Annotated in this window: 18 protein-coding genes and 1 tRNA gene; 11 read left to right on the forward strand and 8 right to left on the reverse strand. The window is 53.4% G+C overall.

All coding sequences use genetic code 11. The features are described 5' to 3' along the window. Nucleotides 1-22: 22 nt before the first annotated feature. Nucleotides 23-661, forward strand: a complete 639-nt coding sequence (gene ureG, locus MOY_RS08015; protein WP_009098451.1) for an urease accessory protein UreG — start codon at nucleotides 23-25, stop codon at nucleotides 659-661. Nucleotides 662-680: 19 nt separating this feature from the next. Here the strand turns inward: ureG and MOY_RS08020 are convergent, their stop codons facing one another. Continuing rightward, a complete protein-coding gene (locus MOY_RS08020) occupies nucleotides 681-1607 on the reverse strand; it encodes a YihY/virulence factor BrkB family protein (RefSeq protein WP_009098453.1) in 927 nt (308 codons plus the stop codon). Between the two features lie 424 nt (nucleotides 1608-2031). Between MOY_RS08020 and MOY_RS08025 the strand changes: the two genes are divergently transcribed. Continuing rightward, the gene (locus MOY_RS08025; protein WP_235803680.1) at nucleotides 2032-3756 is read left to right on the forward strand and encodes a methyl-accepting chemotaxis protein; all 1725 of its coding nucleotides are present in this window, start codon (nucleotides 2032-2034) and stop codon (nucleotides 3754-3756) included. Nucleotides 3757-3867: 111 nt separating this feature from the next. Here MOY_RS08025 and MOY_RS08030 read toward each other — a convergent pair whose 3' ends face one another. The 3 genes from MOY_RS08030 to MOY_RS08040 are packed head-to-tail and all read right to left on the reverse strand — an operon-like array spanning nucleotide 3868 to nucleotide 6691. Next, on the reverse strand, nucleotides 3868-5130 hold the full coding sequence (locus MOY_RS08030; protein WP_009098458.1) for a TRAP transporter large permease: 1263 nt from the start codon (nucleotides 5128-5130) through the stop codon (nucleotides 3868-3870). Then, nucleotides 5127-5651: a TRAP transporter small permease gene (locus MOY_RS08035; RefSeq protein WP_009098460.1), complete on the reverse strand. Its 525-nt coding sequence runs from the start codon at nucleotides 5649-5651 to the stop codon at nucleotides 5127-5129. Before MOY_RS08035 ends, MOY_RS08030 begins: the two co-directional genes overlap by 4 nt. Next, nucleotides 5651-6691 carry a TRAP transporter substrate-binding protein gene (locus tag MOY_RS08040; RefSeq protein ID WP_009098462.1) on the reverse strand — a complete coding sequence of 347 codons (1041 nt, stop codon included), beginning with the start codon at nucleotides 6689-6691 and terminating at the stop codon, nucleotides 5651-5653. The genes MOY_RS08035 and MOY_RS08040 overlap by 1 nt, the downstream gene beginning before the upstream one ends. 297 nt (nucleotides 6692-6988) lie before the next feature. On the opposite strand from MOY_RS08040, the gene MOY_RS08045 reads away from it, so the two are divergent. After that, entirely contained in the window at nucleotides 6989-8380 is a 1392-nt protein-coding gene (locus tag MOY_RS08045) for an FAD-binding oxidoreductase (protein ID WP_009098464.1), read from the forward strand. Nucleotides 8381-8414: 34 nt separating this feature from the next. On the opposite strand, the gene MOY_RS08050 is transcribed toward MOY_RS08045, so the two are convergent. After that, nucleotides 8415-9362 carry a LysR family transcriptional regulator gene (locus tag MOY_RS08050; RefSeq protein ID WP_009098466.1) on the reverse strand — a complete coding sequence of 316 codons (948 nt, stop codon included), beginning with the start codon at nucleotides 9360-9362 and terminating at the stop codon, nucleotides 8415-8417. Nucleotides 9363-9483: 121 nt separating this feature from the next. Next, nucleotides 9484-10479, reverse strand: coding sequence for a TRAP transporter substrate-binding protein (locus MOY_RS08055; protein ID WP_009098468.1), 996 nt, complete (start codon nucleotides 10477-10479; stop codon nucleotides 9484-9486). 143 nt (nucleotides 10480-10622) lie between these two features. Between MOY_RS08055 and MOY_RS08060 the strand changes: the two genes are divergently transcribed. Then, nucleotides 10623-10699 (forward strand) — tRNA-Arg (locus MOY_RS08060). Nucleotides 10700-10977: 278 nt separating this feature from the next. Here the strand turns inward: MOY_RS08060 and fabI are convergent. Continuing rightward, complete coding sequence (gene fabI / locus MOY_RS08065; RefSeq protein ID WP_035540409.1) at nucleotides 10978-11772, reverse strand: enoyl-ACP reductase FabI; 795 nt, start codon at nucleotides 11770-11772, stop codon at nucleotides 10978-10980. 412 nt (nucleotides 11773-12184) lie between these two features. Between fabI and MOY_RS08070 the strand changes: the two genes are divergently transcribed. The 3 genes from MOY_RS08070 to MOY_RS08080 all read left to right on the forward strand — a co-directional run bounded on the left by MOY_RS08070 (nucleotide 12185) and on the right by MOY_RS08080 (nucleotide 13435). Further along, nucleotides 12185-12490: a monooxygenase gene (locus tag MOY_RS08070; protein ID WP_009098472.1), complete on the forward strand. Its 306-nt coding sequence runs from the start codon at nucleotides 12185-12187 to the stop codon at nucleotides 12488-12490. A 101-nt stretch (nucleotides 12491-12591) separates the two neighbouring features. Next, the gene (locus MOY_RS08075) at nucleotides 12592-13050 is read left to right on the forward strand and encodes a hypothetical protein (protein ID WP_009098473.1); all 459 of its coding nucleotides are present in this window, start codon (nucleotides 12592-12594) and stop codon (nucleotides 13048-13050) included. 25 nt (nucleotides 13051-13075) lie between these two features. Next, nucleotides 13076-13435 carry a hypothetical protein gene (locus MOY_RS08080; RefSeq protein ID WP_009098475.1) on the forward strand — a complete coding sequence of 120 codons (360 nt, stop codon included), beginning with the start codon at nucleotides 13076-13078 and terminating at the stop codon, nucleotides 13433-13435. 1020 nt (nucleotides 13436-14455) lie between these two features. On the opposite strand, the gene MOY_RS08085 is transcribed toward MOY_RS08080, so the two are convergent. Further along, entirely contained in the window at nucleotides 14456-16024 is a 1569-nt protein-coding gene (locus MOY_RS08085; protein WP_009098479.1) for an ATP-binding protein, read from the reverse strand. A 706-nt stretch (nucleotides 16025-16730) separates the two neighbouring features. Here MOY_RS08085 and hsdR point away from each other — a divergent pair. The 4 genes from hsdR to MOY_RS08105 all read left to right on the forward strand — a co-directional run bounded on the left by hsdR (nucleotide 16731) and on the right by MOY_RS08105 (nucleotide 23272). Further along, on the forward strand, nucleotides 16731-19181 hold the full coding sequence (gene hsdR, locus MOY_RS08090; RefSeq protein WP_009098481.1) for an EcoAI/FtnUII family type I restriction enzme subunit R: 2451 nt from the start codon (nucleotides 16731-16733) through the stop codon (nucleotides 19179-19181). 73 nt (nucleotides 19182-19254) lie between these two features. Continuing rightward, entirely contained in the window at nucleotides 19255-20736 is a 1482-nt protein-coding gene (locus MOY_RS08095) for a type I restriction-modification system subunit M (protein ID WP_009098482.1), read from the forward strand. Next, nucleotides 20733-22421, forward strand: a complete 1689-nt coding sequence (locus tag MOY_RS17255) for a restriction endonuclease subunit S (protein WP_009098483.1) — start codon at nucleotides 20733-20735, stop codon at nucleotides 22419-22421. The genes MOY_RS08095 and MOY_RS17255 overlap by 4 nt, the downstream gene beginning before the upstream one ends. Continuing rightward, nucleotides 22418-23272: an Abi family protein gene (locus MOY_RS08105; protein ID WP_009098485.1), complete on the forward strand. Its 855-nt coding sequence runs from the start codon at nucleotides 22418-22420 to the stop codon at nucleotides 23270-23272. Before MOY_RS17255 ends, MOY_RS08105 begins: the two co-directional genes overlap by 4 nt. Nucleotides 23273-23390 lie beyond the last annotated feature (118 nt).

Here is a 23390-nt window from a genome sequence, read left to right on the forward strand (position 1 = left end):
GCTTATTTATTAGGAGAAAAAAATGACGCACTGTTTACGCGTAGGCGTGGGTGGCCCGGTTGGGTCCGGTAAAACCGCACTGCTCAAGCAGCTCTGTTCAGCGCTAAGGGATTACTACGATATCGCCGTTGTGACCAATGATATTTATACCCGCGAAGACGCTGACTTTCTGCTCAAACACGATGCCCTGCCTGCCGACCGCATCCTGGGCGTGGAAACCGGCGGCTGCCCGCACACGGCGATTCGTGAAGATGCCTCGATGAACCTAGCGGCGATTGACGAGCTGCACGCCCGCCATCCAAAACTTGAGCTAGTGTTGGTGGAGTCTGGTGGCGACAACCTATCGGCCACTTTCAGCCCCGAGCTTTCCGATCTAACGCTGTACGTGATCGATGTTTCCGCAGGCGATAAGATCCCCCGTAAAGGCGGGCCGGGTATTACCAAGTCAGACCTACTGATTATCAACAAAATTGATATTGCCGAGCAGGTGCACGCCTCTCTTGAGGTGATGGAGCGCGACTCGAAGAAAATGCGTGGCGAGCGTCCCTTTGTGTTTACCAACCTCTACGATGGCGTTGGGCTTGAAGAGATCATCCGCTTTATTCTCGATAAAGGGATGTTAGATGAGAGGCGCCCACAGGCTGAAAAAGCTAACGGCTGAGGTGATCTAAATCCCGCTTTTACTTTACCCGTGTAATGGGCTGTCGGCTTGGGTCGGCATACCAGGGCAGATCAAGGCGGGTATTTCTTTCCAGTTCGGCAATTACCTGGGCGCCCAGCAGCAAAATGATGGCGCCCACTTCCAGGCTAATCAGCAGGATTACCAAGGTTGCCAGCGAGCCGTAAACGGCGTTGACGAACGACAAATTAGCGAAATAGTAGACCAGTAACAGTCTTACGCCTTCCCACAGCAGTGCCGCGACAAAACCTCCCACCACCGCTCGGCGTAAAGCAATGCGTACGACAGGAAGCACTTTATAGATAGCGCTGAATAACAAGAAAACCCCAATGAAGCTGGCGAGATTCAGCACGGGGCCTGAAAACCCCGCGAGCGGCAGCTCTCTATCGAAAAACATCAGTGCCAATGCATTGAGTGAACTGGCCAGCGTAACGGCCAGCGTTAGCGCCATGAGCCCTGCGCCCAACACCACCATGAAAGCGTAGGGCAGCATCACGGAAACCCAGGCGCTACGTTTAATATGGGGAGTCTCAGGCGCATGAAAAATGATCGCCAGGGCATCTTCGAGCATACGAAAAGCAAAGGAGCTAAACAGAAGCAGAATAGGAAAGCTCAGAATGCCAATGACATCCCGGGAAGCCAGCAGGCTGCGCACGGCTTCTAGCAACACCTCGGCGTGAGCAGGCGCCATATGGCGTGCCTGAACCGTCAGTACACTGAGAAGATGTTGTTCGTCTACGACTTGGGTGAGGAGCACAACGAGGATAGCAAACAGCGGCACAATGGAGAGCAGAATATTGTAGCCCACTCCTCCCGCTAGCAGGATGCCGTGATTTTTTAAAAAGTTGCGTATGACGCGCCAGGCAAAACGGGCCAGCCGAGGGAGCAGTAAAAAGAGCGTACTGATGATGACGCGGGTTCGAACCATGGCGTGCTGTTCTCCTTGTACGTGAGCCCCTATTGCCATGATACGCCGATGGCAGTAGCAAATAACAAGGAGGGTGAGGAATTACAGCACCAGGAGGCACGGCGAGTGAATAACAGCGGAAATAAAAAGCTGCCCTAACCAGGCGGTTGCGGCCAGAGCAGCGGAAGAGCGTGGCTAGCATTTCGCTAAAACGGGCCGTCCCTGGCCACCACAAGAACACAATGAACCTGTAGGTTATTGATAACCTTAACCTATGTTATGAATAGCCTTATTGATGGGATAATTAGTTGTTCAATAAGCAAAAAAGTACCGTGAGTGGTTAAAGTTGACACACTTTTAGCCGATAATTTTTATACCCCTCCTAATCCTGTCTTCCACTTTACCGAGTGCCTGAAAGCTCATGGATAAAAAAACATTGGTTACTATGTCCTTACAGAAAAAAATTCTAGCGCTTGTTTTACTCCCGCTTATCTTGCTCGCTATTGCGCTGCAAGTTGTAAATACACAAACCCGCGTTGCTGATGCGCGTGAAACGTTAGACACGCAGCGCAAAGCGCTTGTGGAGGCGCGTGAGCAAGGTATTAAAGATGTCGTAGAGGCCGCGCAAACATCGCTGCGCCACTTGGTAGAAGACAGCCGCTTATCTCAGCAAGAAGCGCAGGCAAGGGCGTCTGAGATTATCCGCAGTCTACGTTTTGATAATGATAACTACATTTTTGTTTATGACTATAGCGGCGTGAATGTCGTACACCCTTATATGCCGCACCTTGAAGGGCAAGACTTATGGAACCTGCAGGGACCTGATGGCGACTATTTGATTCGCGGATTGATTAACTCGGCACAATCGGGCGGTGACTTTTATCGCCATGATTGGGAAAACCCAGCGACCGACGAAGTAGAGCCAAAGTACTCCTATGCAGCGGCGATTCCAGAGTGGGAGTGGATGCTAGGCAGCGGTATTTATCTTAATGATATTGACGTCACGATGGCGGCGGCAGAAGCCCAGATGCAGCACGAATTGCGGCGCTCTTTGATTGCTTCTGCGGCGCTGTCGCTGCTGTTTGTGGGCATCATTATCGTCGTAGTAATGGCGCTTTTACGGCGTGCCCTACGTCCGATTAAAACAGCGGTAAGCGCTATGGAAGACATTGCCCAGGGCCGAGGTGACTTAACGCGCCGCTTGGCTGTCGAAAGTAATGATGAAATTGGCAGCCTAGCGATTCAATTCAACGCCTTTGTGGAGCGTATGCAGGAAACCCTGCGCGATGTGCGTCGCAGCACCATGAGTGTCTACCACTCCGCAGGAGAGATCTCCCACAGTTCCGAGGAACTAGCCACCCGCACCGAGCAGGCGGCGGCCAACTTGCAAGAAACCTCGGCCTCTATGGAAGAGATCACCTCGACGGTGAACCACAGTGCGGATAACGCCCAGCAGGCCAATAAGCTGGTGCAATCCACGTCAGAGGTGGCCCACCAGGGTGAAGAGGCGATGGGCCAAGTTGAGCGCACTATGAGCGATATTAACGACTCGGCCACGCGCATCAGCGAAATTATTAGCATGATTGATGCCATTGCCTTCCAGACTAACATTCTGGCGCTTAACGCCTCGGTAGAAGCGGCGCGGGCCGGTGAGCATGGCCGTGGTTTTGCCGTGGTGGCTCAAGAAGTGCGGGTGCTTGCTAGCCGCTCAAGCGATGCCTCTAAAGAGATTCGCGGGCTGATCGATAACTCGGTGCAGCATACCCACGCCGGTGCTGAACTGGTGCGCAATGCAGGCGCGACAATGCGCGAGATTGTTGAAAGCGTTTCTAAAGTCACCGACGTTATTGGTGAGATTAGCGCCGGAGCCAAAGAGCAAAGCAGCGGTATCGGTCAGATCAACACCGCCGTGGCCGAAATGGACACCATGACCCAGCAGAACGCTGCCATGGTGCAGGAGTCCACTACCGCCGCTGCCGACATGCGTCGCCACGCGGAGCACCTGAATGAGCTGATTAACTCTTTCATCCTAGGCGACGATGAACCCCAGCAGCGCCAAGCGCTGCCTGCTAAGGGCACGGCCAGTGCAAGTGCGGGCTTAAAGCGCCCAGCGCTCTCTTCCAAGCCTGCGCCCGCCCAGCATGCCGATGATAAGTGGGAAGAGTTCTAGGCAGAGGGTAGTTAGCGAACCGTTAGCGAATACAAAAGGGGCTTGCCAATCGGCAAGCCCCTTTTTCTTAGGTGTTTTTTTCTTAGGTGTTTTTTTAATCGTGCTTGTTCGTTAATTACCCGACCAGCCCAACAAAATCGGCACGTACACCACCAGCAGCAGCACGCCAATGAGCCCCAGCAGGTAGGGGATAATTGCCCGGGTGATGCGCTCTAACGGAAGCTGGGTGACCGACGAGGCGACGTAGAGGTTAATCGCCACCGGCGGGGTAATCATGCCAATGGAGAGCCCCACCACGATGATCAGCCCGAAGTGGATCGGGTCGATGCCCAGCTGCAGCACCAGTGGCAGCAGTACCGGAGTGAGGATGATCAAAGCGCTGGCGGTCTCGATAAACACGCCGGTCAGCAGAATCACCGCCACCACCAGCAGCATAATCACATAGGGGTTAGTGGAGAGCGACAGCACCGACTGGGCGATGGCGCCGGGCACCTGCCAGCTAGAGAGCGTCCAGCTCAGTACCGCCGACATGGCAATCACCAGCATAATCACCGCCGTGGTCATCGCCGAACGAATCAGCAGCTTATACACCTGGGGTAGGGTCAAATCCCGATACACAAACAGCGATACCAGTAGCGCATAGTTCACCGCCACCACGGCCGCTTCAGAAGGTGTGAAGATGCCCGAGAAGATACCGCCGAGAATAATCACCGGTGTCATCAGTCCCCAGCTGGCGGCTTTAAAGGTGCGCCACATTGTCATGAGCGAGAGCGGCGTGCCTTTGGGGTACTGGCGTTTATATGCCTGGGTAATCGCAATTGCCATCAGGCCCAACCCCATGGCCAGCCCCGGTAAAAAGCCATTTAAAAACAGCTTAGACACCGACTGCTGGGCAATCACTGCGTAGATAATCATCGGCACCGAAGGAGGGATTACCACGCCAATAGTGCCGCTTGCGGCAATTAGGCTGGCCGCTGAGGCGGGGTCGTAGCCTTTGCGTTTTAGCTCCGGTACCAGGCTAGAACCCACCGCGGCAGTCGTCGCCGCACCGGAGCCGGAGATGGCCGCAAAGAACATACCCGCCATCACCGACACCACCGAAAGCCCGCCGCGCATAAAGCCTACCAGCGAATCGGCAAAGCTCACCAGCCGTTCACTCACCTTGCCCTGGGCCATTAAATCCCCCGCCAGAATAAACATCGGGATGGCGACCAGGGCAAAGGAGTTGATGCCCTGAAACATCTGCTGAGTAACCACCATCAATGGCACCCCAGACTGATGCAAGGCATACAGGGCGCTTGCGCCAATGGCAAAGGCGATCGGCACGCCCAGCAGCATGAAGAGGAAAAACAGCCCAAACAGCACCAGCGTCATAGCGGTTTCTCCTCGGCGGCGGCTGTTGGTTCACCGTTGATCAGCACTTCAATCATGTCCACCAAGGCGTACCACGCCATGATGGCGGCTGAAATCGGAATCACTGCATACACGTAGGTCATGGAGAGCCGCAGCGAGGCAGATTTCTGAAAGCTCTGCACTTGCATGTAGCGGTAGCCAATCACGACCAACATCACCATAAAGGCCAGCACCACCGCTAGCGCTGCCAAGCGCGCTAGCTTGCGTAGCGGCAGTGGGAGTGCGTCCACGGCGAACGTCACTGCGATATGTCGCCCACGCTGAAAGGCCAGCGTACTGGCTAAAAACGTAATCCACACCAGCAGAAAGCGTGCGACCTCTTCTGTCCAGCCCACGGCGCTGAAAAAAACGCGCGAGATAATCTGTAGCGTGATTACGCCAATTAAAGCTGCCATGCCCGCAAACACCACGGGCTGGATGATCACATCCAGCCCGCGTTCAATGCGTCGCAGCAGCGTCAAAAGAGGCTGTGCAAACACCATCACTGATTTAGCGCCTCCTGAATGCGCGGTAGGTAGTCGCCAAACTGCTGGCCGTATTTCTCGTACACTGGCGCCACAGCGGCTTGGAAGGCTTCAATATCTGGCGACTCGTTGATTTCCATACCCGCTTCACCAAGGTCGGCCAGCTGTTCGGCTTCCATAATAGCATTCTGCTCCCTGGCATAGGCAGATGCTTGCTGGGCGGCGTCTAGCACAATGGGCTGGAGCGCTTCCTGCAGGCCGTTCCAGGCGGGTAGGCTCATGATAAACGTTGCTGGCGCATAAATATGCCGTGTCATCGTGAGGTGGTCCTGGGTTTCCGCTAGGTTAAACGCATGAATAGCGTTCACCGGGTTCTCCTGACCATCAATCGTGCCTTGCTGTAGGGCGGTCAGTGCTTCTGTCCAGGCCATGGGAACGGCGTTGGCACCCAGCTCGCGGAACGTATCAACATAAACCTCGTTCTCAATGACGCGCAGTCTCAGGCCCTCAAGATCCTCGGGTACGTTAATCGCGTGTTTGCTATTGGTGATATTACGAAAGCCGCGTTCAGCGTAGGCCAGCCCTTTCAGGTTGACGTCCTGTAACTGTCCCAATATTTCCTGGCCGATCTCGCCATCTAGCACAGAGTAGGCGGCTTCGGCGCTGGGAAAGAGAAACGGCAGCTCGAAAACAGAGAACGCATCAACGAAGTTAGCCACCGGCCCGTTGGTAATCACGCCCATATCCACGGTGCCGATCTGCATGCCTTCTAACAAGGTGCGCTCATCGCCCAGGGAGGCGTTCGGGTAAATCTCAATGGTGACGGCGCCATCGGTTTGTTCACTAACGATCTGCTGAAACCGCTCGGCGGCAATATGGTATGTATCTTCCGTATTCACCACATGGGCCAAGCGCAGCGTGGTGGGGGCTATCTCATCTGCTTGACTGACGAAGGGGAAGCCAAGTAAACCGGCACACATAATGGGCAGCGTGAATTGTTTCAGTTGGCGAGTTGTTTTAGTCACAGCGTTAACGTTGAAGCGGGCGAGGTTGTTCACATGATCTCCTGAACGTTGGCAGTTCTTATTATAAATAGAGAGGCGTGGTTTTTTTATCTTCTTAACGCTCATCTATATCACACTCGTTCTAGGGGACAAATTACTTATTTTTATTCCATTATTCGCGCTGCTAATCCAAAAAATCTTTATAGATCTTGGGCTTGAGTGATTTGTCGGTTGGCGCTAGCCTGCAAGCGGTGTCTATTGATTACGCACTCTTGGAGAAAGCATTTGCTGGTTTTTAAAAAGAACAAATGCTTCGACCAATGGTGTAGTTAGCTAAAATAGGAATAAGAAATGGATAAGTTGCTGAACGACCTTTTGGCAATCGTCGGCCCGGCGGGGGTGTTGGTGGGTGACGATGTCTCGCAGCGAAGCGTAGATTGGTTTACGGGAGCGCCGTGTCGCGCCAAGGCGATTGTAAGGCCGCGCAGCACAGAGCAACTAAGCCGCGTTATGGCCGTGTGTTATCAGGCCGACCAGCCTGTGGTGACCCATGGCGGCATGACCGGCATTGTGCATGGCGGTGTGGCAAGCCCGGAGGAGCTTGTTGTGTCGCTGGAGTTGATGAACCAGATAGAGGAAGTCGACTCGGTTGGCTCCACGATTCAAGTTCAGGCCGGGGTAACCCTGCAGCGGGTGCAGGAAGCGGCGGAAGAGATCGATATGCAGTTCCCCCTTGATTTGGGGGCAAGAGGCTCCTGCACTATTGGTGGCAACATCGCCACCAATGCCGGTGGTATACGGGTAATACGCTACGGCATGATGCGCCAGCAGGTATTGGGCTTAGAAGCCGTGCTAAGCGATGGCACCGTGGTGAGCTCGTTAAATAAAATGCTGAAAAACAATGCGGGCTACGACCTAAAGCAGCTGTTTATCGGCAGCGAAGGCACCCTAGGGATTGTGACCCGCGCGGTGCTGCGTTTACAGCCGCACATGCCCAGCGAGCAAACGGCGCTAGTGGCAGTGCCCTCGTTCGATGCCTTGACCCAGCTACTGAAGCTTGCTTCTCGCGAGCTAGCCAATAGCCTCAGCGCCTTTGAGGCTCTGTGGAATAATCACTATACGTTGATGACCACCGAGAGTGGCAAGCATGCGCCCGTGTTAGCGGATGACTCGCCGTTCTACGCCATTATTGAAACCCTGGGGCTTGATGAGGCCCAAGATGCCGAGCACTTTTCCCACGTGCTGCAAAAGGGGCTGGAAGCTGGTTTGATCACCGATGCTGTGTTGGCAAGTTCCCATGCACAGCGCAACGCGATTTGGGCCATCAGGGAAGATATTGAAGTGCTGGTGAACGCGCTGAAGCCGATGTTCTCCTTCGATGTCAGCCTGCCGATTCCCAACATGGACGCGTATGTTGATATGTTAGAGGAGAACCTCAAAACCCAGTGGCCCGAAGCAAGCAAAATAGTGGTGTTTGGCCACCTGGGCGACGGCAATTTACATATTATGATCACGGTTCGTGATGATAGCCCGCATATCCGCCGCCAAGTCGAAGAGCTGGTCTATACACCGTTAAAAGCGTTTGGTGGCTCCATTTCTGCAGAGCATGGTATTGGGCTTGAGAAGAAAGACTACCTGTCGGTTTCCCGTACCAGCGAAGAGATCGCCTTAATGAAGCGCTTGAAAACTGCACTTGACCCCAAGGGCTTATTGAACTCCGGCAAGGTCGTAGCACTGGATTAGGGTTTTCTTCAAAATTATTAAAGGCAGCCAGCGATTAGGGGGCGGGTGTTAACAGCTCCCTAATGAGTGAGCGTAACCAGTGTATGCCTGAATCGTGATCCTTCCTTTCGTCCCAGCAAAGGCACACTTTAAAGGGGGCTACATCGAGTGGCAGGGCGTAGAATTTCAGGGTGTTATTACGACAAATCGCGTTGGCTGCGCTCTCCGTTACCACGCAGAGTAAATTCGTTGAGACTAATATCTCCTGAAGGGGAGTGATATAGGGTGTCTTGGCGACGATTTTGCGCTCCAGCCCCAGCGTTCGCAATTTCTCATTGATCAGTAGGGGGCTGTCTTCGCGGTGGGATAAGGCGATTTGCGGTGCGTTTAAAAAAGCGTCAAGCGTGATCGTGTTGCGCTCCCCGTACAGGGTGGCATCGCCAACACAGCCAATCACATCATCAAACAGATATTCGTGATAAGAGGTGAGAGGCAAGCTTTCCAACTGCACCATGGCGAGGTCGATATCGTGGGCCTGTATCGCGTTCTGGGCATCTTCGGCGCTGGCAATACGCGTAGAGAGCATGTTGAAGCACAAGTCGGGCGCATGGGTTAAACAGTGCTGAATCAGTTTGGGCTGCAACTGTTGGCTTACATAGTCCACCAGGCTAACGCGAAACTCGCGTTTTGACGTGGCGGGCGAAAACTCACTGTTGTTGTAAACCGCCTGATCGAAGTAAAACAGCCCTTTGGCCACAGCGGCATCCATTTGCCGCGCCAGGGGAGTTGGCTGCATGCCATCCAGCGTCTTAATGAATAGCGGGTCGTCCATCAGCTGGCGGAGCTTTTTCAGCGAGTGGCTAACCGCAGGTTGGGTCAGGCAGAGCGTTTCTGCCGTCAGTGTTAAGCTTCTTTTCCAATAAAGCGTGTGAAACACCAATAATAAATTGAGATTTATCTTATTCAGTCTCGTTGCCAACTTTATATTGGTCGTTTCGGTCATCGGCTCGTCTCTTGTTGGCAAAGGCTGTTTACGCCGTGTGTTCACGTCACGCAAACAGCCGTCGGTCATTTCACGAACACCCCATGACGCTTCGAGAAATCGTGTCGGTAGAAAAGACCGCTTACTCTAGCGCCTCCTGAATACGCGACAGGTATTCACCAAACTGCTCGCCGTACTTCTCATAGACCGGCGCTACGGCGGCTTGGAAGGCTTCCATATCTGGAGTTTCGTTGATCTCCATGCCCGCTTCGCGCAGGGCTTCCAACTGTTCGGCTTCCATTTCTGCGTTCACCTGGCGCTCATGCTCGGCGGCTTCCTGGGCAGCCGCTAGCAGCACCTCTTGGGCGTGTTCCGGCAGCTGGTTCCAGGCGGGCATACCCATGACAAAAATCGCCGGGGCGTAGGTATGGCGAGAAAGGGTCATGTAACTCTGGGTTTCATCCAGCTTGAACGAGTGGATAACGTTCACCGGGTTTTCCTGGCCGTCAATAGTGCCCTGTTGCATAGCGGTGAGCGCTTCTGTCCACGCCATGGGGATAGCATTGGCGCCCAGTTCACGGAAAGTATCTGTATAAACCGGGTTTTCCATCACGCGAATACGCAGCCCGTCTAAGTCTTCTGGCGTATTAATCGCCCGCTCGCTGTTGGTCAGGTTGCGGAACCCGCGCTCGGCGTAGGCCAGGCCTTTTAGATTCACCTCAGAAAGCTTGTCCAGCAGCTCCTGGCCAATGGGGCCATCCAGCACGCTGTAGGCGGCTTCCGGTGAGGGGAACAGGAACGGTAGCTCAAACACCGCCATCTCTTCCACAAAGTTAGCCACCGGACCGTTGGTAATCACCCCCATATCCACCGTGCCGATCTGCATGCCTTCCAACAACGTGCGCTCGTCACCCAAGGAGGCGTTAGGGTAGATATCAATGGTCACCTTGCCATCGGTGCGCTTTTCCACCAGTTCTTCAAACTTGGTAGCGGCGATATGGAAGCCATCTTGTTCATTAACCACGTGGGCCAAGCGCAGGGTAACGGGGTCCATATCAGCAAAGTCAGCGGCGTTCGCGGCGCTTACCAGCGCCAGTGAAATGCCCAGTGCCAGCGTATTACGTGCAAATGTTTTCATTTTATTATGTTCCCGGTTTCACTAAGGTTCGGAAGTGCTCCCAAAGCATGCACCAGAGAGACGAAAACGGTCAATCAAAGCGCCTGTAAAACCGCTAGGCAGCTGGACACAGCACGCCCACACGGGTACGATACGCACCCAAAGCGCCCGTAGCTCAGTTGGATAGAGTGTCGGCCTCCGAAGCCGAAGGTCGCAGGTTCAATTCCTGCCGGGCGCGCCAAACATATCAAGGGCTTACGTTAACGCGTAGGCCCTTATTTTTTGCCTGTGACCACCCTGTGACCAAATTGTGGCCACACTTTTAAAACTACCTTCTTAACTGGCTTGCTTCTCGATGACCATTGGCCGCTATGGGTCACACGCTTGGTCACGCTATTTTTGGGTAATGCCCACCCATTCTGCTAATTGCTGATTCGCCTTCAGTCGTTGGCGTTGCAATAACGCACTATTGAAAATCATATGACCCACTTTGGTAGTGCAGATCTATGGGCGGAGGGGCTAGTCCCCCTCCGTCCCGATATACATGATGTTGTCACCCGCATCGATGTAGTGCACGCCGCCCGTTGTAGCAGCTCCCGCTGGTGATGCCAGGTAGACAACCGTATTGCCAACATCTCGAATCGTGGCTAACCGACGAAGTGGAGCGCGATTTTCACTGGCATCGGCAAGGGTGTCGAAGTCTTTTAATCCAGAAGCTGCACGGGTACGGATAGGCCCTGGCGATACGGCATGCACGCGAAGGCCTTGAGGGCCTAGTTCGGCTGCCATATATCGTGTCATTGACTCTAAAGCTGCTTTCACCGGCCCCATCAGCGCGTAATTTTGAACAACGCGCTCAGCACCCAGATAAGACATGTTGATCAGCGTACTGCCTTCAGACATAAGCGGCTCCGCCAAACGTGCCATGCGTAAAAACGAGTGGCATGAAATATCCATCGCTAATAAAAAGCCTTGTCGTGAAGCATCAATAAGGCGTCCACGCAGGTCTTCAATGGGGGCGTAAGCAATAGAGTGAACCACCACATCTACGCCGCCGTACCGGTCAGCAATATGCGTAAACAGGCGAGTAAGCTGAGCGTCATCCTGTACGTCACAGGGCATTAGCTCAGCGTTGCCCAGCTCGTCTGCCAATGGAAGGACAAAGCGCTCAGCGCCGGGCATATAGGTGACGATGACCCGTGCGCCTGCCTGGTTAAGTGCTTGCGCACAGCCAAAGGCAATGCTGTCGCGGTTGGCAAGTCCTGATACCAAAGCGACCTTGTTGTGCAGGGAGAAAGGAGAATCGAGCATCATCAGATATAGGCCTTGATCTGCGCTGCATAGCAGCAAACTAAACATTGAATGTAGCGATATGGTGACAGAAGCGCGAGCCAGCAGGAAATGTGTGGTTTAGAGAATGTGGTAACGCTGTTGAACAAAACCTTGCCGTATCGCCGGGTTTTTGTCGCCGAGACCACCAACGGCTGACCTATCTAGCTGATAAGCAAGCCCCTCAGGTCAGTCGGCAGTCGGTCAATCTAGCGCTCGACCATCATTGCCAAGCGATCGCGGTTGAAAGCCAATTAGAGGTTTCTTAAAACGCTGGTGGCCTGAAGTGGGGGAAAAGCGTACACCGAGGTACGATACCGTATGCCTAGTGGTGTGGGTGGACAGGGACTAGCTCCCCTCCGACCCGATCTAAATAGAATCAATATATGGAGTTAACATGCCAACAGTGTTGCAGGTTTATTTTCCCTTTAATGGGCCGTTCGGGGATGAAATGGAAAAAATGATGGCAACCCTTGCACACTCTATCAACGAAGAGCCGGGGTTAATTTGGAAAATTTGGACTGAAGATGAGGAAAGTAACCAAGCAGGAGGCGTGTATCTGTTTCAAACCCGCGAAAATGCCATCGCATATCGTGAAAAGCATACTGCTCGCTTAAAAGATATGGGGGTCAGTGAGATCGAAGCACAAATACTCACCGTTAACCAAGCGCTATCGAGCATCAACAACGGCCCACTCCGCTAAGCAAATCTAGACTATCACTAAACAGCTGAGGAAGCGTGTGTGATGGTGGTGAGACTACTTTTTAAGCTCTTATACAGAGCGAGATCAACACAGGAATGTACATGAATCACTTGCATGCTGAGAATGCTGGTCGCAGCGCCAGCGAAGACATTCACACTGCTCGCGCAGCGCACAAGGATAATGTCGCCCCGCTTCAGCCGCCTGTCGATCAGGCTGAGTATCCCGCTGCCTCTTTGGAGGAAGTTATCCCTCGGGTGGACGATATCCTAGAGGCCGCGAAATTACTGGCTTCAGCGGCAAAGAAGCTGGAGAAAAACCGTCAGGAGGAAGAGGAAGCCGAAAAAAGCGCAAGAGCGCTTCAAAAAGAAGCAAGTGAGGCTTTCGATGCCCGGCTGGCAAAGCGTGAAACACCGGAGGCACGCTCCTTCGAAGACGTGCAGAAGGATTTGCTGAAAGCACTCAAGCGACTCGATAAGGCCGTAGAGAGCGCCAGCGATGAAACAGAAAAGTCACATGACGCTTATAGGGAACTACTCAGTATCATCACTCCATCCTACTGAGTGTTAAACGGCATCGGAGTGAAGCATGCAAAACAGTGTCTCAAGTAACGGTGTGATTAGCCTGCCCCAGGCATTGGCAAACTACAAAAGCATCCTGTCAGCCGCCCAAAGGCTTTCATCGTCAGTTAAAAAGGTGGAGCGTAAGCGCGCAGAAGAGGCCAGGGCCAGGGAGCTGGCGAGTCGCCTTCGCGATGAATCGAAAGCCGCTTACAAGGCCTTAGCGGACGGCGATTTTTCGGGTCAGCTGCGAATCGAAAAGACCATCCAGAGGGATCTTAATAAGGCCAACAATGATGTCGATCGTGCGATTGACGGTGCCCATAAAGAAATAGAAAAATCAGAACAAGCCTACGCGGATCTATTGTCGGTTATCAGGGGAGGGTGATGATTTAATCCGTTAGCAAGCAAGAACTCCGCTAGGCATTGCCGCAGTAGTGAAAGATAAAGGACTCACTGACCGTTTACCACACCTTGTGTAAAGCATCGCCCACATGTGGGCGATGCTGAATTGTTTTCGCTCTCAATCCGGGGATGTCGGTATCGCTGAGATTGATCCAGCCCTTCCAGTACCAGGGTACGTAGCTGGCTGACCAGCGAATGGCAGGCGCGCAGCGGGTTGCGTTGGTCGATTAGGTTGAGGAGGGTCTCTCGGCCTTCAATGCAATGGGCGTCAAGATCACTCTACCCTTTTGCCACGGACTCGCCGCAGAGGTTGCGGGGAGAATGGACTATTCAGTCGCAGGAATGAACGCCTTATGTCAGGCTTTCGCAATAGTTCGGACGAGCGGCGAGCGCTGGTGCCTCCCCGAGCTTCATCGCCTGCGAGCCAGTCTGGCTTAAAAGACAGGCCGCTCCGATATCGTCCTCCGCGCACACGCTAATGCAAAAATTTTGGCGCGGGGACAGGGAAGGATTGAACTGGCCACGTGAGAACCTGATAAGCCGTACCGACGGCATATCTCCTTGTTAGGCAGTTGCGCTTCGGTTTCGATCAAGAAGCCAGTGATCTGTTATTTACTAAAACGCCTCTCTATGCACGATCTTCATACCCATAGGATCGGATAAATGACTATGGGTGTGAAATCGATCAAGATGAAGCCGTGATGGCAGGGTAGTCTAAGCGTGCGGCCGTGATAGGCATGATCAACCAGAATAGCCTGAGACTGATATACAAACGGTGACAACGCGCTTCGAGATTAAGATCAGGCAGTGCGTTTTTATCGTTTGATAGCTGCATGGAGCAATAAATATGCCCTGCTATATATGGCCCCGGCTCAGGTACAGGAAAGGCAGCATTTGGAGACAAGCTTAAGATGCGGCTATTGAGATTTTGTTAACCGGCCGGCCCTCTTGGCCAGTTCTTTCGTTGCGCTTAAGCAAGGGACTATAAATAAGTAGCAGCGTGCTACAGCGTCTCCACCTCAAACGCCACGATCTGCCGCTGAACACTTGAGAACTCCACGCCCACCAAATGAATGGGCTTGCCGCTGGCACGGTGTTTATCAGCGTAACCCTTGGCTTTGATTTGCTCTAGCGCTTTGCCTTCGGGCAGCTGCTCCACCACTTTGAACTCAAAGAGGTAGATGTGGCCGTTAAAATCGACGCTCATATCCACTTTGCCGTGGTGGCTGGCGTCTTCTACTGTCACATTCACACCCAGTGCGGCGAAGTGGCTGTAAAAGACGCTGGCATAATGGCCTTCATATTGGGCGATAGGGTTGTTGCGGTACCAGTCGTGGGGTAAACCGGCATAAAGCGCTTTAAGGTGGTTTTCTAATCCCGCTAGATCATGTTCCAGCAGCACGTCAAACAGTGCTAGTTGATAGATCTGGGCTTCGCTGTGCTGGATGCCCAACACGGGCAGTAGAAATTCGTTTAGGCTACTTTCTACTTCTCGGTTGGGAAAACTGAGCGAGTAAATCCGATAGCCGATCATGGGCTCTTGTACGTCTTTGATGGTGATATAACCCGTCTGGAACAGCAGTGCTTCGGTGGCGATGTCATCCACATCGAAGCGTCCTAATAGCTGCGCTTTGGCTTGAAGCGTGTCGAGTTGCGGCGTAAATACCCCGCGTTTCTTCAACAGGTCAATTAAAAATGTAGGGGTGGCGCTTTCAAACCAGTAAGGGCTGAATGTCCGCTCTTCTAGCAATAACAACACATCAAACGGATTATAAACGCTAGGTACATCTTGCCCGCCCCAGCGGTAGCCGTTGTACCAGCGACGGATTTCGTCACGGTCAAGCCCAGGTAGCTCTGGCGCAAACACCGTATCCACATCGTGGTCGGTATAGCCACAGATAGCGGCATAGTCGGAAGAGAGGGTGATGTCGCGCAGGTTGTTTAGCCCTGAAAACAGGCTGACTTTGCTGAACTTGGACACGCCGGTGAGCAGCACAAAGTGCAGGTGGGGGTCAGCATCTTTCAGCACGCTATACAGGTTTTTTAGCCCCTCACGCAGTTCACGTGCCCTATCGCCATCGAGAATATTGTCCAGGATAGGTTTATCGTACTCGTCGATCAGTACCACGACGCGCTGGCCGTAGTGTGAGTGTGCTTGGCGAATAAGCTGCTCAAACTCGCCGGCAATATCGGTATCGTAGGTGAGCGTTAGCCCCAGGCGCTCGCGCTCGGTGCGCAACTGGTCGCGGATACGCACATCCAGCTCTTGGCGATTCTGCATCACACCGCTGCCAAAGCTTAAGCGCACCACTGGGTGGCGCTGCTGCCAGTCCCACTTATCGTGAATATATAGCCCTTCAAATAGTGTTTCGCGACCCTCAAACAGGCAGCCCAGGGTATCCAATAGCAGGCTTTTGCCAAAACGGCGCGGGCGGGAGAGAAAATAGTACTTATTTTGGTTCGCCAGCTTTTCAATAAACGGCGTTTTATCGACGTAGTAATAGCCGCCTTCTCGAATATCCGAAAAGGTTTGAATACCGATAGGCAACTTACGACGATGGGCAGATGGCATGCTGGCCTCCAAGGCTGAACCGATCAATCACTGGGCAGTTTAGCATGTTGGCTATAAGGGCAGGTTGCGCGTATGCTGCTCCGTTTTTTGCAGCGGCCGCTGCTCGCATTTTGCGCGTTGCCAAATTATTAAAGCGAGCACATATTTCGCGTTGGCCAAAGGTCAAATTTGGTAAAAACCAGGACGCGCAAAAGTCACGGTATGTGCCAAGATTGTGACCATAAAAGCCACATAGTGGCGTTAATTGGTGTGACGGCGAAGAAATAGTTTCCGTTGTCTTTTTGTTTAAGTTTTTGTTTTTAATGATATTTATTTTGCTTATTGCAATAAAGGGAAAGTAAAAGCACGCTACTAAAACCGGCCTCCGAAGCCGAAGGTCGCAGGTTCAATTCCTGCCGGGCGCGCCAAATATATCAAGGGCTTACGTTAACGCGTAGGCCCTTTTGTTTTGTCTGTGTCAAATCTGTGTCATCCATGTGCCACGCCTGCCAATATTGTCTTCAAACCCTGCTACTTAGCCGTTGACCTTTAGCCTTTATCTGACACGGATGTGTCACACACTTATGAGCATTCTGCTCGCCGGTGTGTCGCGCGTGAGTACGACTATCGATATTCTCTACGTCCACTTAGCACAAGATGCTTAAGTCGGCTGAGTATCGTAAGCTAGTACTCATAAGCTCACCCGCCAGATAAGCAGGATGCTGCCATGGATAAGAAGGCCCTCAGCGAACGCGATATTTGCACCAAGTTCATTACGCCAGCCTTGGTGCAGGCGGGGTGGGATATCCAAACACAAATCCGCGAGGAGGTGACCTTTACCGCTGGGCGGATTATCGTGCGCGGGCGGCTGCATACCCGGGGTAAAAAGCGTCGGGCAGATTACCTGCTGAGCTTCCAGAAAAACCAGCCGATTGCGGTGATAGAAGCCAAGGATAACAAGCACAGCCTGGGCGATGGCATGCAGCAGGCACTGGCTTACAGCGATGCGCTGGATGTGCCTTTTGTGTTTTCAAGCAATGGCGACGGCTTCCTGTTCCACGACCGCACCGGGCTGGGTGGGCAAACCGAAACCACTCTAACCCTGGCTGAGTTTCCTTCGCCTGATGAGCTATGGGAGCGCTACTGCCAGTACAAAGGCATTCAGCCCGCTGCCCGCCCGGTGGTTGAGCAGCCCTATTACGATGACGGCAGTGGCCGCACCCCGCGTTATTACCAGAGGGTGGCAATTAACCGCACGGTGGAAGCCGTGGCGCGGGGGCAGAATCGTATTCTACTGGTGATGGCCACCGGTACCGGCAAGACGTTTACCGCTTTTCAGATCATTTGGCGGCTGTGGAAGTCGCGCCAGAAGAAGCGAATCCTGTTCCTGGCGGACCGCAATATCCTGGTCGACCAAACCAAGAACAACGACTTCAAACCCTTTGGTCAGGCGATGACCAAGGTCACTAACCGCACGGTGGATGCCTCCTACGAAATCTACCTCTCGCTCTATCAAGCGGTGACCGGCAGCGAAGAAGAGCAGAACATCTACAAGCAGTTCTCGCCGGACTTCTTCGACCTGATTGTAATTGACGAGTGCCACCGGGGCAGCGCAGCGGAAGACTCCGCCTGGCGCAAGATTCTCGATTACTTCAGCGCGGCAACACATATTGGCCTGACCGCCACGCCCAAAGAAACCAAAGAAGTCTCCAACATCGACTACTTCGGCGCGCCGCTTTACACCTACTCCCTTAAGCAGGGCATTGAGGATGGCTTTCTGGCCCCCTACAAAGTAGTGCGGGTGGATATCGACAAAGACCTGCAAGGCTGGCGGCCCAGCAAAGGCCAGCGGGATAAACTCGGCCAGGAGATTGAAGACCGCATCTACAACCAGAAGGATTTTGATAAACAGCTGGTGCTGGAAAAGCGCACCACCCTGGTAGCCGCCAAAATTACCGAGCTGCTGGAAAGCACCGACCCTTTCCAGAAAACCATCGTCTTCTGTGAGGATATCGATCACGCCGAGCGCATGCGCCAAGCGCTGGTCAACGCCAACCCCAAGCGGGTAGCCGAGAACCGCAAATACATCATGCGCATTACCGGCGACGAGCAGGAAGGTAAGGCCGAACTGGATAACTTCATCAATCCGGAAGAGCGCTACCCGGTGATTGCTACCACCAGCAAGCTGATGACCACCGGCGTGGATGCCCAGACCTGCAAGCTGATTGTGCTCGATCAGCGCATCCAGTCGATGACCGAGTTCAAGCAGATTATTGGCCGGGGCACCCGCATCAACGACGACTACCACAAGCACTGGTTTACCATTCTGGATTTCAAGAAAGCCACCGAGCTGTTTGCCGACCCCGATTTCGATGGCGAGCCGGTGCAGGTCTACCAGCCCTATGCCGATGATGCCCCCATCGTGCCGGAGGATGAACAAGACGGCGCATTAGATGAAGAACAGGCAGACTCACAAGATACAGCAGACACCGCCGCAGAAGGCGTCGAGACCGACTGGGCCGAGTACGAGGTAGACGACAACGCCACCTGGGAATCCGACGATACGGGAGATATGGGCACCCCCGAAGGGCCGGAGCCCCGGCGCAAATATGTGGTGGATGACGTTGAGGTCAGTATTGTTGCCGAACGTGTTCAATACCTGGGGGCGGATGGCAAGTTGATCACCGAAAGCCTGCGTGACTACACCCGAAAACAGGTGAAAGCCCAGTTCGCCTCGCTGGATGCGTTTCTGAGCCGCTGGCAGGATGCCGAGCGCAAGCAGGCGATCCTCGATGAACTGGCCGAGGAAGGCATCTTCTGGGATGCCCTGGTCGCCGAGCTGGGCCAGCAATGGGGGGAAGAGCCCGACCCCTTCGATGTGATCTGCCATATCGCCTTCGACCGCCCGCCGCTAACTCGCCGCGAACGCGCCGAACAGGTAAGAAAGCGCGATATCTTCAACCGCTACGAAGGCCAGGCCCGGCAGGTGCTTGAATCCCTGGTGGATAAATACGCCGATGCCGGTATAACCCCCATCGAAGATAACAGCGTGCTCACCATGGCGCCTTTCAACCAAATCGGCTCTGTACTGGAACTCTTCGATGCGTTCGGCGGCAAGCCTAAGTACGAAAAGGCGTTGCATGAACTAGAAGAGGCCCTTTACCAAACGCCCGCCTGATACCATTGCCTTTTTCCTGGCGGCCTGCCCTTGTGCAGGCCGTGATTAATACGCCAACGGAATACACCTCACCATGTCAATCAGCACCACCATCAAATCGATTCAGGACATCATGCGTAAAGACGTGGGCGTTGACGGCGACGCCCAGCGAATAGGCCAGCTGGTCTGGCTGCTTTTCCTGAAGATCTTCGATGACCGTGAAAAAGAGTGGGAAGCCCTTAACGACTACTACCGCTCGCCTATCCCCGAGCCGCTGCGCTGGAGGAACTGGGCCGCCGACCCGGAAGGCATGACCGGTGACGAACTCAAGGATTTTATCGATAACACCCTCTTCCCCGGCCTGCAGCAGCTACAGCCCCAGGGCGACGATATTCGCGGTGTGGTGATTCGCAATGTATTCGAGGATGCCTATAACTACATGAAGTCTGGCCAGCTGATGCGCCAGGTGATCAACCGCCTGCAGAGCGGCGTCGACTTCAACAAGTCCGCCGAGCGCCACGAGCTGGGCGAACTCTACGAACAGATCCTCAAAGACCTGCAAAGCGCGGGCAACGCCGGTGAGTTCTACACCCCGCGGGCGGTGACCGAATTTATGGTTAACCGCGTTGACCCGAAGCTTGAAGAAAGCGTGATGGACCCGGCCTGCGGCACCGGTGGGTTTTTAACTTGCACCATTGAGCACAAGCGCCGCCATTACGTGAAAACGCCGCAGGATGAACAGACCCTGCAGAACAGCATTCACGGGGTTGAGAAAAAGCCGCTGCCGCACCTGCTGGCCACTACCAACATGATTCTGCATGGCATTGAAGTGCCCAACCAGATCCGCCACGACAACACCCTTGCCCGCCCGCTGCGCGATTGGGGGCCGAAAGAGCGGGTGGATGTGATTGTGGCCAACCCGCCGTTTGGTGGCATGGAAGAAGATGGCATTGAAACCAACTTCCCCAGCGCTTTCCGCACCCGGGAAACCGCTGACCTGTTCATGACGCTGTTTATCCAGCTGCTGAAAAACACCGGCCGCGCCGCTGTGGTGCTTCCGGATGGCTTTCTGTTTGGCGAGGGCATGAAAACCCGCCTGAAAGAAAAGCTGCTGGAGGAGTGCAACCTGCACACCATCGTGCGCCTGCCCAACGGCGTGTTTAACCCCTACACCGGCATCAAGACCAACCTGCTGTTCTTCACCAAGGGCCAGCCGACCGAACATATCTGGTATTACGAACACCCCTACCCGGAAGGCTATAAGAACTACAGCAAAACCCGTCCGATGAAGTTTGCCGAGTTCCAGACAGAAATCGACTGGTGGGGCGATGAAGACGATGGCTTTGCCAGCCGTGAGGAGACCCATCAGGCCTGGAAGGTCTCGATCGATGAGATCAAGGCGCGTAACTACAACCTGGATATCAAGAACCCCTGGCAGGGGGAAACCATCACCCACGACCCGGAGGAACTGATGGCCCAGTATCAACAGCAGCAGGCGGAAATTCAGCAGCTACGCGACCAGCTGAAAACCATCCTGAGTGATGCGCTCACCCGTGATGCAGGGGAGCCGGTATGAGCGCGCATAAACTGATCACCGAGCATCTGGATCTATGGACGCAAGCCGTCACTCAGAAATCCACGGCAGGCCGGGGGAGCAACGGCAAGGTTGAGCTGACTGGTATCAAGAAGCTACGGGAGCTGATTCTGGAACTGGCGGTGCGCGGGAAGCTGGTGGAGCAAGATCCTAATGATGAGCCCGCAACACGACTACTTAGCAAAACCATAGCCTTACGGGAACAACTTGTCAGAGAAGGTAAAATTCGGAGGCAAAAGAAAACCATTTCAGCTGAAGGCATAGAAAAACCATTTGAAATTCCAGCTAGCTGGAGCTGGGCTACTCTCCCAGACGTTGCCAGCTACAATCCCGGAAAAACTCCCTCCACCAAAGACCCTAAATTCTGGGCCGTGGTTGATTCAGGAATACCGTGGGTAAGTATTGCTGACTTGAATCATAACGGTACTATTTGGAGCACCGCAAAAGCGGTCACACAAACAGCAGCCGATGAAGTCTTCAGGTTACAACCTATTGCGCCCGGCACCATTTTGATGAGTTTTAAGCTTACTGTCGGGAAGGTATCTATCACCGAAGTACCGGCTTATCACAACGAAGCTATCATCTCGATTTTCCCCTTTAACGGAGTGAGCCGGGACTACCTTTTCAAAGTCATGCCAATGCTTGCTCTCGGCGGTAACACCAAACGCGCAATTATGGGCAACACGCTCAACGCAACATCTTTGGCTCAGATATTGGTTCCGCTTCCCCCAGAGGAAGAACAACACCGCATCGTCCAGAAAGTCGATGAACTGATGGCCCTCTGTGACCGGCTGGAACAGCAAACCAGCGACCAGCTCGACGCCCACGAAACCCTCGTAGATACACTACTTGGCACTCTGACCCAATCCAACAACGCCACCGAACTGGCCGACAATTGGGCGCGCCTGGCCGAGCACTTCGATACGCTGTTTACCACCGATCAAAGCATCGACAAGCTCAAGCAAACCATTCTGCAACTGGCAGTGATGGGGCAGCTGGTGGAGCAGGATGCGGGGGATGAACCAGTGATAAATCTGCTCAAGCAGCATTACATTACTAGCAAGTCTTGTTCTTTGAATGGGTGGGCTGAGGTTTCGTTGGGTAATCTAGGAACAGTTGTAGGTGGATCTACGCCTACAAAGTCCAAAAGTGAATTTTGGAATGGAAGCATTCCTTGGGTATCACCAAAAGACATGAAGTTCCATCTAATAATAGATTCCCAGATAAGAGTTACCGAGCATGCACTGAGCCAATCAAACTTAAAGCTAGTGCCTGAAAATAGCCTAATTATGGTTGTTCGGGGAATGATTTTGGCTCACTCCTTCCCAGTTGCGATCACTGGATGTGAAATAACAATTAACCAAGATATGAAGGCACTAACACCGCCTGATAAAATCAGCAAATACCTACTTTTATACCTACAGGCATCAAAACATAAGGTAGTAGGTCTTGTTGACCGATCATCTCATGGCACATGCAAGCTAATTTCAGAAAAGCTTTGGTCACTACCTATATTCTTGCCACCACTCGAAGAACAACGCCGAATAGTCCAGAAAGTCGATGAGCTGATGGCCCTCTGCGACCAACTCAAGGAACGCCTAAACCAGGCCAGTAGCACACGCTGCCAGCTGGCGGGAGCGGTGGTGGAAGGGGCACTGGAAGGATGACCGACTACACCAAGCCCTGGCTCAGCCACTTGGAGCAACTGCAGCAGCTAAAAGATCGTGGCCTAACGGTGACAGACGACCAGCGCGCGCTGGCGCATCTCCAACGGATTGGCTATTACCGGTTGAGTGGGTATTGGTTTGCTTTTCGTCAGCGCTCAGGCGTATGCACCCCTTTAAATAAAAATGGTAAGCGGCTGCTCAAAAAAGGCAAAACGGACTACCTAGCGTTAGACACGTTTAAGCACGGCACCACCTTTCAGCAAGCCTTCGACCTTTACGTATTCGATAAGCGGTTACGCCTACTGGCACTGGATGGCCTTGAGCGTATCGAAGTGGCGCTGCGGGTAGACATCGCCCATACGCTGGGGCGGCTAGATCCGTATGCTTATTTGAACCCTGAACTATTGCATGATGCGTTCGCCTATACGATTGACCAGAAAACAGGCGTCACGCCTTTGCATAAATGGCAGGAAAATCATGCGCGCTTAATTAACCGTTCTCGGGAAACGTTTATTGAGCACCATAAAAAGAAGTACGGGTTACCGTTGCCGATATGGATAGCCAGTGAAGTGTGGGACTTCGGTACGCTTTCCCATCTGTTCGGTGGAATGCGTGAACAGGAGCAGGATGCTATTGCAGCGCGCTATGGTATTAGCAATGGGCGCGTATTCGCTTCCTGGCTTCGCAGCTTGAACTATTTACGCAATGTGTGTGCCCATCATAGCCGGTTATGGAACCGCAATATGGCTGACCAGCCGCGCAAGCCTAGCCATGGTGAAGCTAACTTGTTTTTCCAAGGATGGCAGGATGCCCTGAACCGCCCCGGTTATTCCGGAGACCGGTTTGTTTGAGTCAGGCAGCTTCACCCGACTCCTCCAGTTGACGATAATACGTCCTTTCTCGTTCTGCTGGTGGAACGTTTCCGATGGGTTCCAGTAGTCGGCGATTGTTGAACCAGTCAACCCACTC

The organism is Halomonas sp. GFAJ-1, from assembly GCF_000236625.2.
Classification (GTDB): domain Bacteria; phylum Pseudomonadota; class Gammaproteobacteria; order Pseudomonadales; family Halomonadaceae; genus Vreelandella.

Excerpts from the sequence above, each read along its gene's own strand:
- MOY_RS08085 (WP_009098479.1), bottom strand. The coding sequence starts at position 16,024 with ATGCCATCTGCCCATCGTCGTAAGTTGCCTATCGGTATTCAAACCTTT.
- MOY_RS08030 (WP_009098458.1), bottom strand. The coding sequence starts at position 5,130 with ATGACGCTGGTGCTGTTTGGGCTGTTTTTCCTCTTCATGCTGCTGGGC.
- MOY_RS08070 (WP_009098472.1), top strand. The coding sequence starts at position 12,185 with ATGCCAACAGTGTTGCAGGTTTATTTTCCCTTTAATGGGCCGTTCGGG.
- fabI (WP_035540409.1), bottom strand. The coding sequence starts at position 11,772 with ATGATGCTCGATTCTCCTTTCTCCCTGCACAACAAGGTCGCTTTGGTA.
- MOY_RS08105 (WP_009098485.1), top strand. The coding sequence starts at position 22,418 with ATGACCGACTACACCAAGCCCTGGCTCAGCCACTTGGAGCAACTGCAG.
- MOY_RS08045 (WP_009098464.1), top strand. The coding sequence starts at position 6,989 with ATGGATAAGTTGCTGAACGACCTTTTGGCAATCGTCGGCCCGGCGGGG.
- MOY_RS08055 (WP_009098468.1), bottom strand. The coding sequence starts at position 10,479 with ATGAAAACATTTGCACGTAATACGCTGGCACTGGGCATTTCACTGGCG.
- MOY_RS08035 (WP_009098460.1), bottom strand. The coding sequence starts at position 5,651 with ATGGTGTTTGCACAGCCTCTTTTGACGCTGCTGCGACGCATTGAACGC.
- MOY_RS08025 (WP_235803680.1), top strand. The coding sequence starts at position 2,032 with ATGTCCTTACAGAAAAAAATTCTAGCGCTTGTTTTACTCCCGCTTATC.
- MOY_RS08080 (WP_009098475.1), top strand. The coding sequence starts at position 13,076 with ATGCAAAACAGTGTCTCAAGTAACGGTGTGATTAGCCTGCCCCAGGCA.
- MOY_RS08020 (WP_009098453.1), bottom strand. The coding sequence starts at position 1,607 with ATGGTTCGAACCCGCGTCATCATCAGTACGCTCTTTTTACTGCTCCCT.
- MOY_RS17255 (WP_009098483.1), top strand. The coding sequence starts at position 20,733 with ATGAGCGCGCATAAACTGATCACCGAGCATCTGGATCTATGGACGCAA.
- ureG (WP_009098451.1), top strand. The coding sequence starts at position 23 with ATGACGCACTGTTTACGCGTAGGCGTGGGTGGCCCGGTTGGGTCCGGT.
- MOY_RS08050 (WP_009098466.1), bottom strand. The coding sequence starts at position 9,362 with ATGACCGAAACGACCAATATAAAGTTGGCAACGAGACTGAATAAGATA.
- hsdR (WP_009098481.1), top strand. The coding sequence starts at position 16,731 with ATGGATAAGAAGGCCCTCAGCGAACGCGATATTTGCACCAAGTTCATT.
- MOY_RS08095 (WP_009098482.1), top strand. The coding sequence starts at position 19,255 with ATGTCAATCAGCACCACCATCAAATCGATTCAGGACATCATGCGTAAA.
- MOY_RS08075 (WP_009098473.1), top strand. The coding sequence starts at position 12,592 with ATGAATCACTTGCATGCTGAGAATGCTGGTCGCAGCGCCAGCGAAGAC.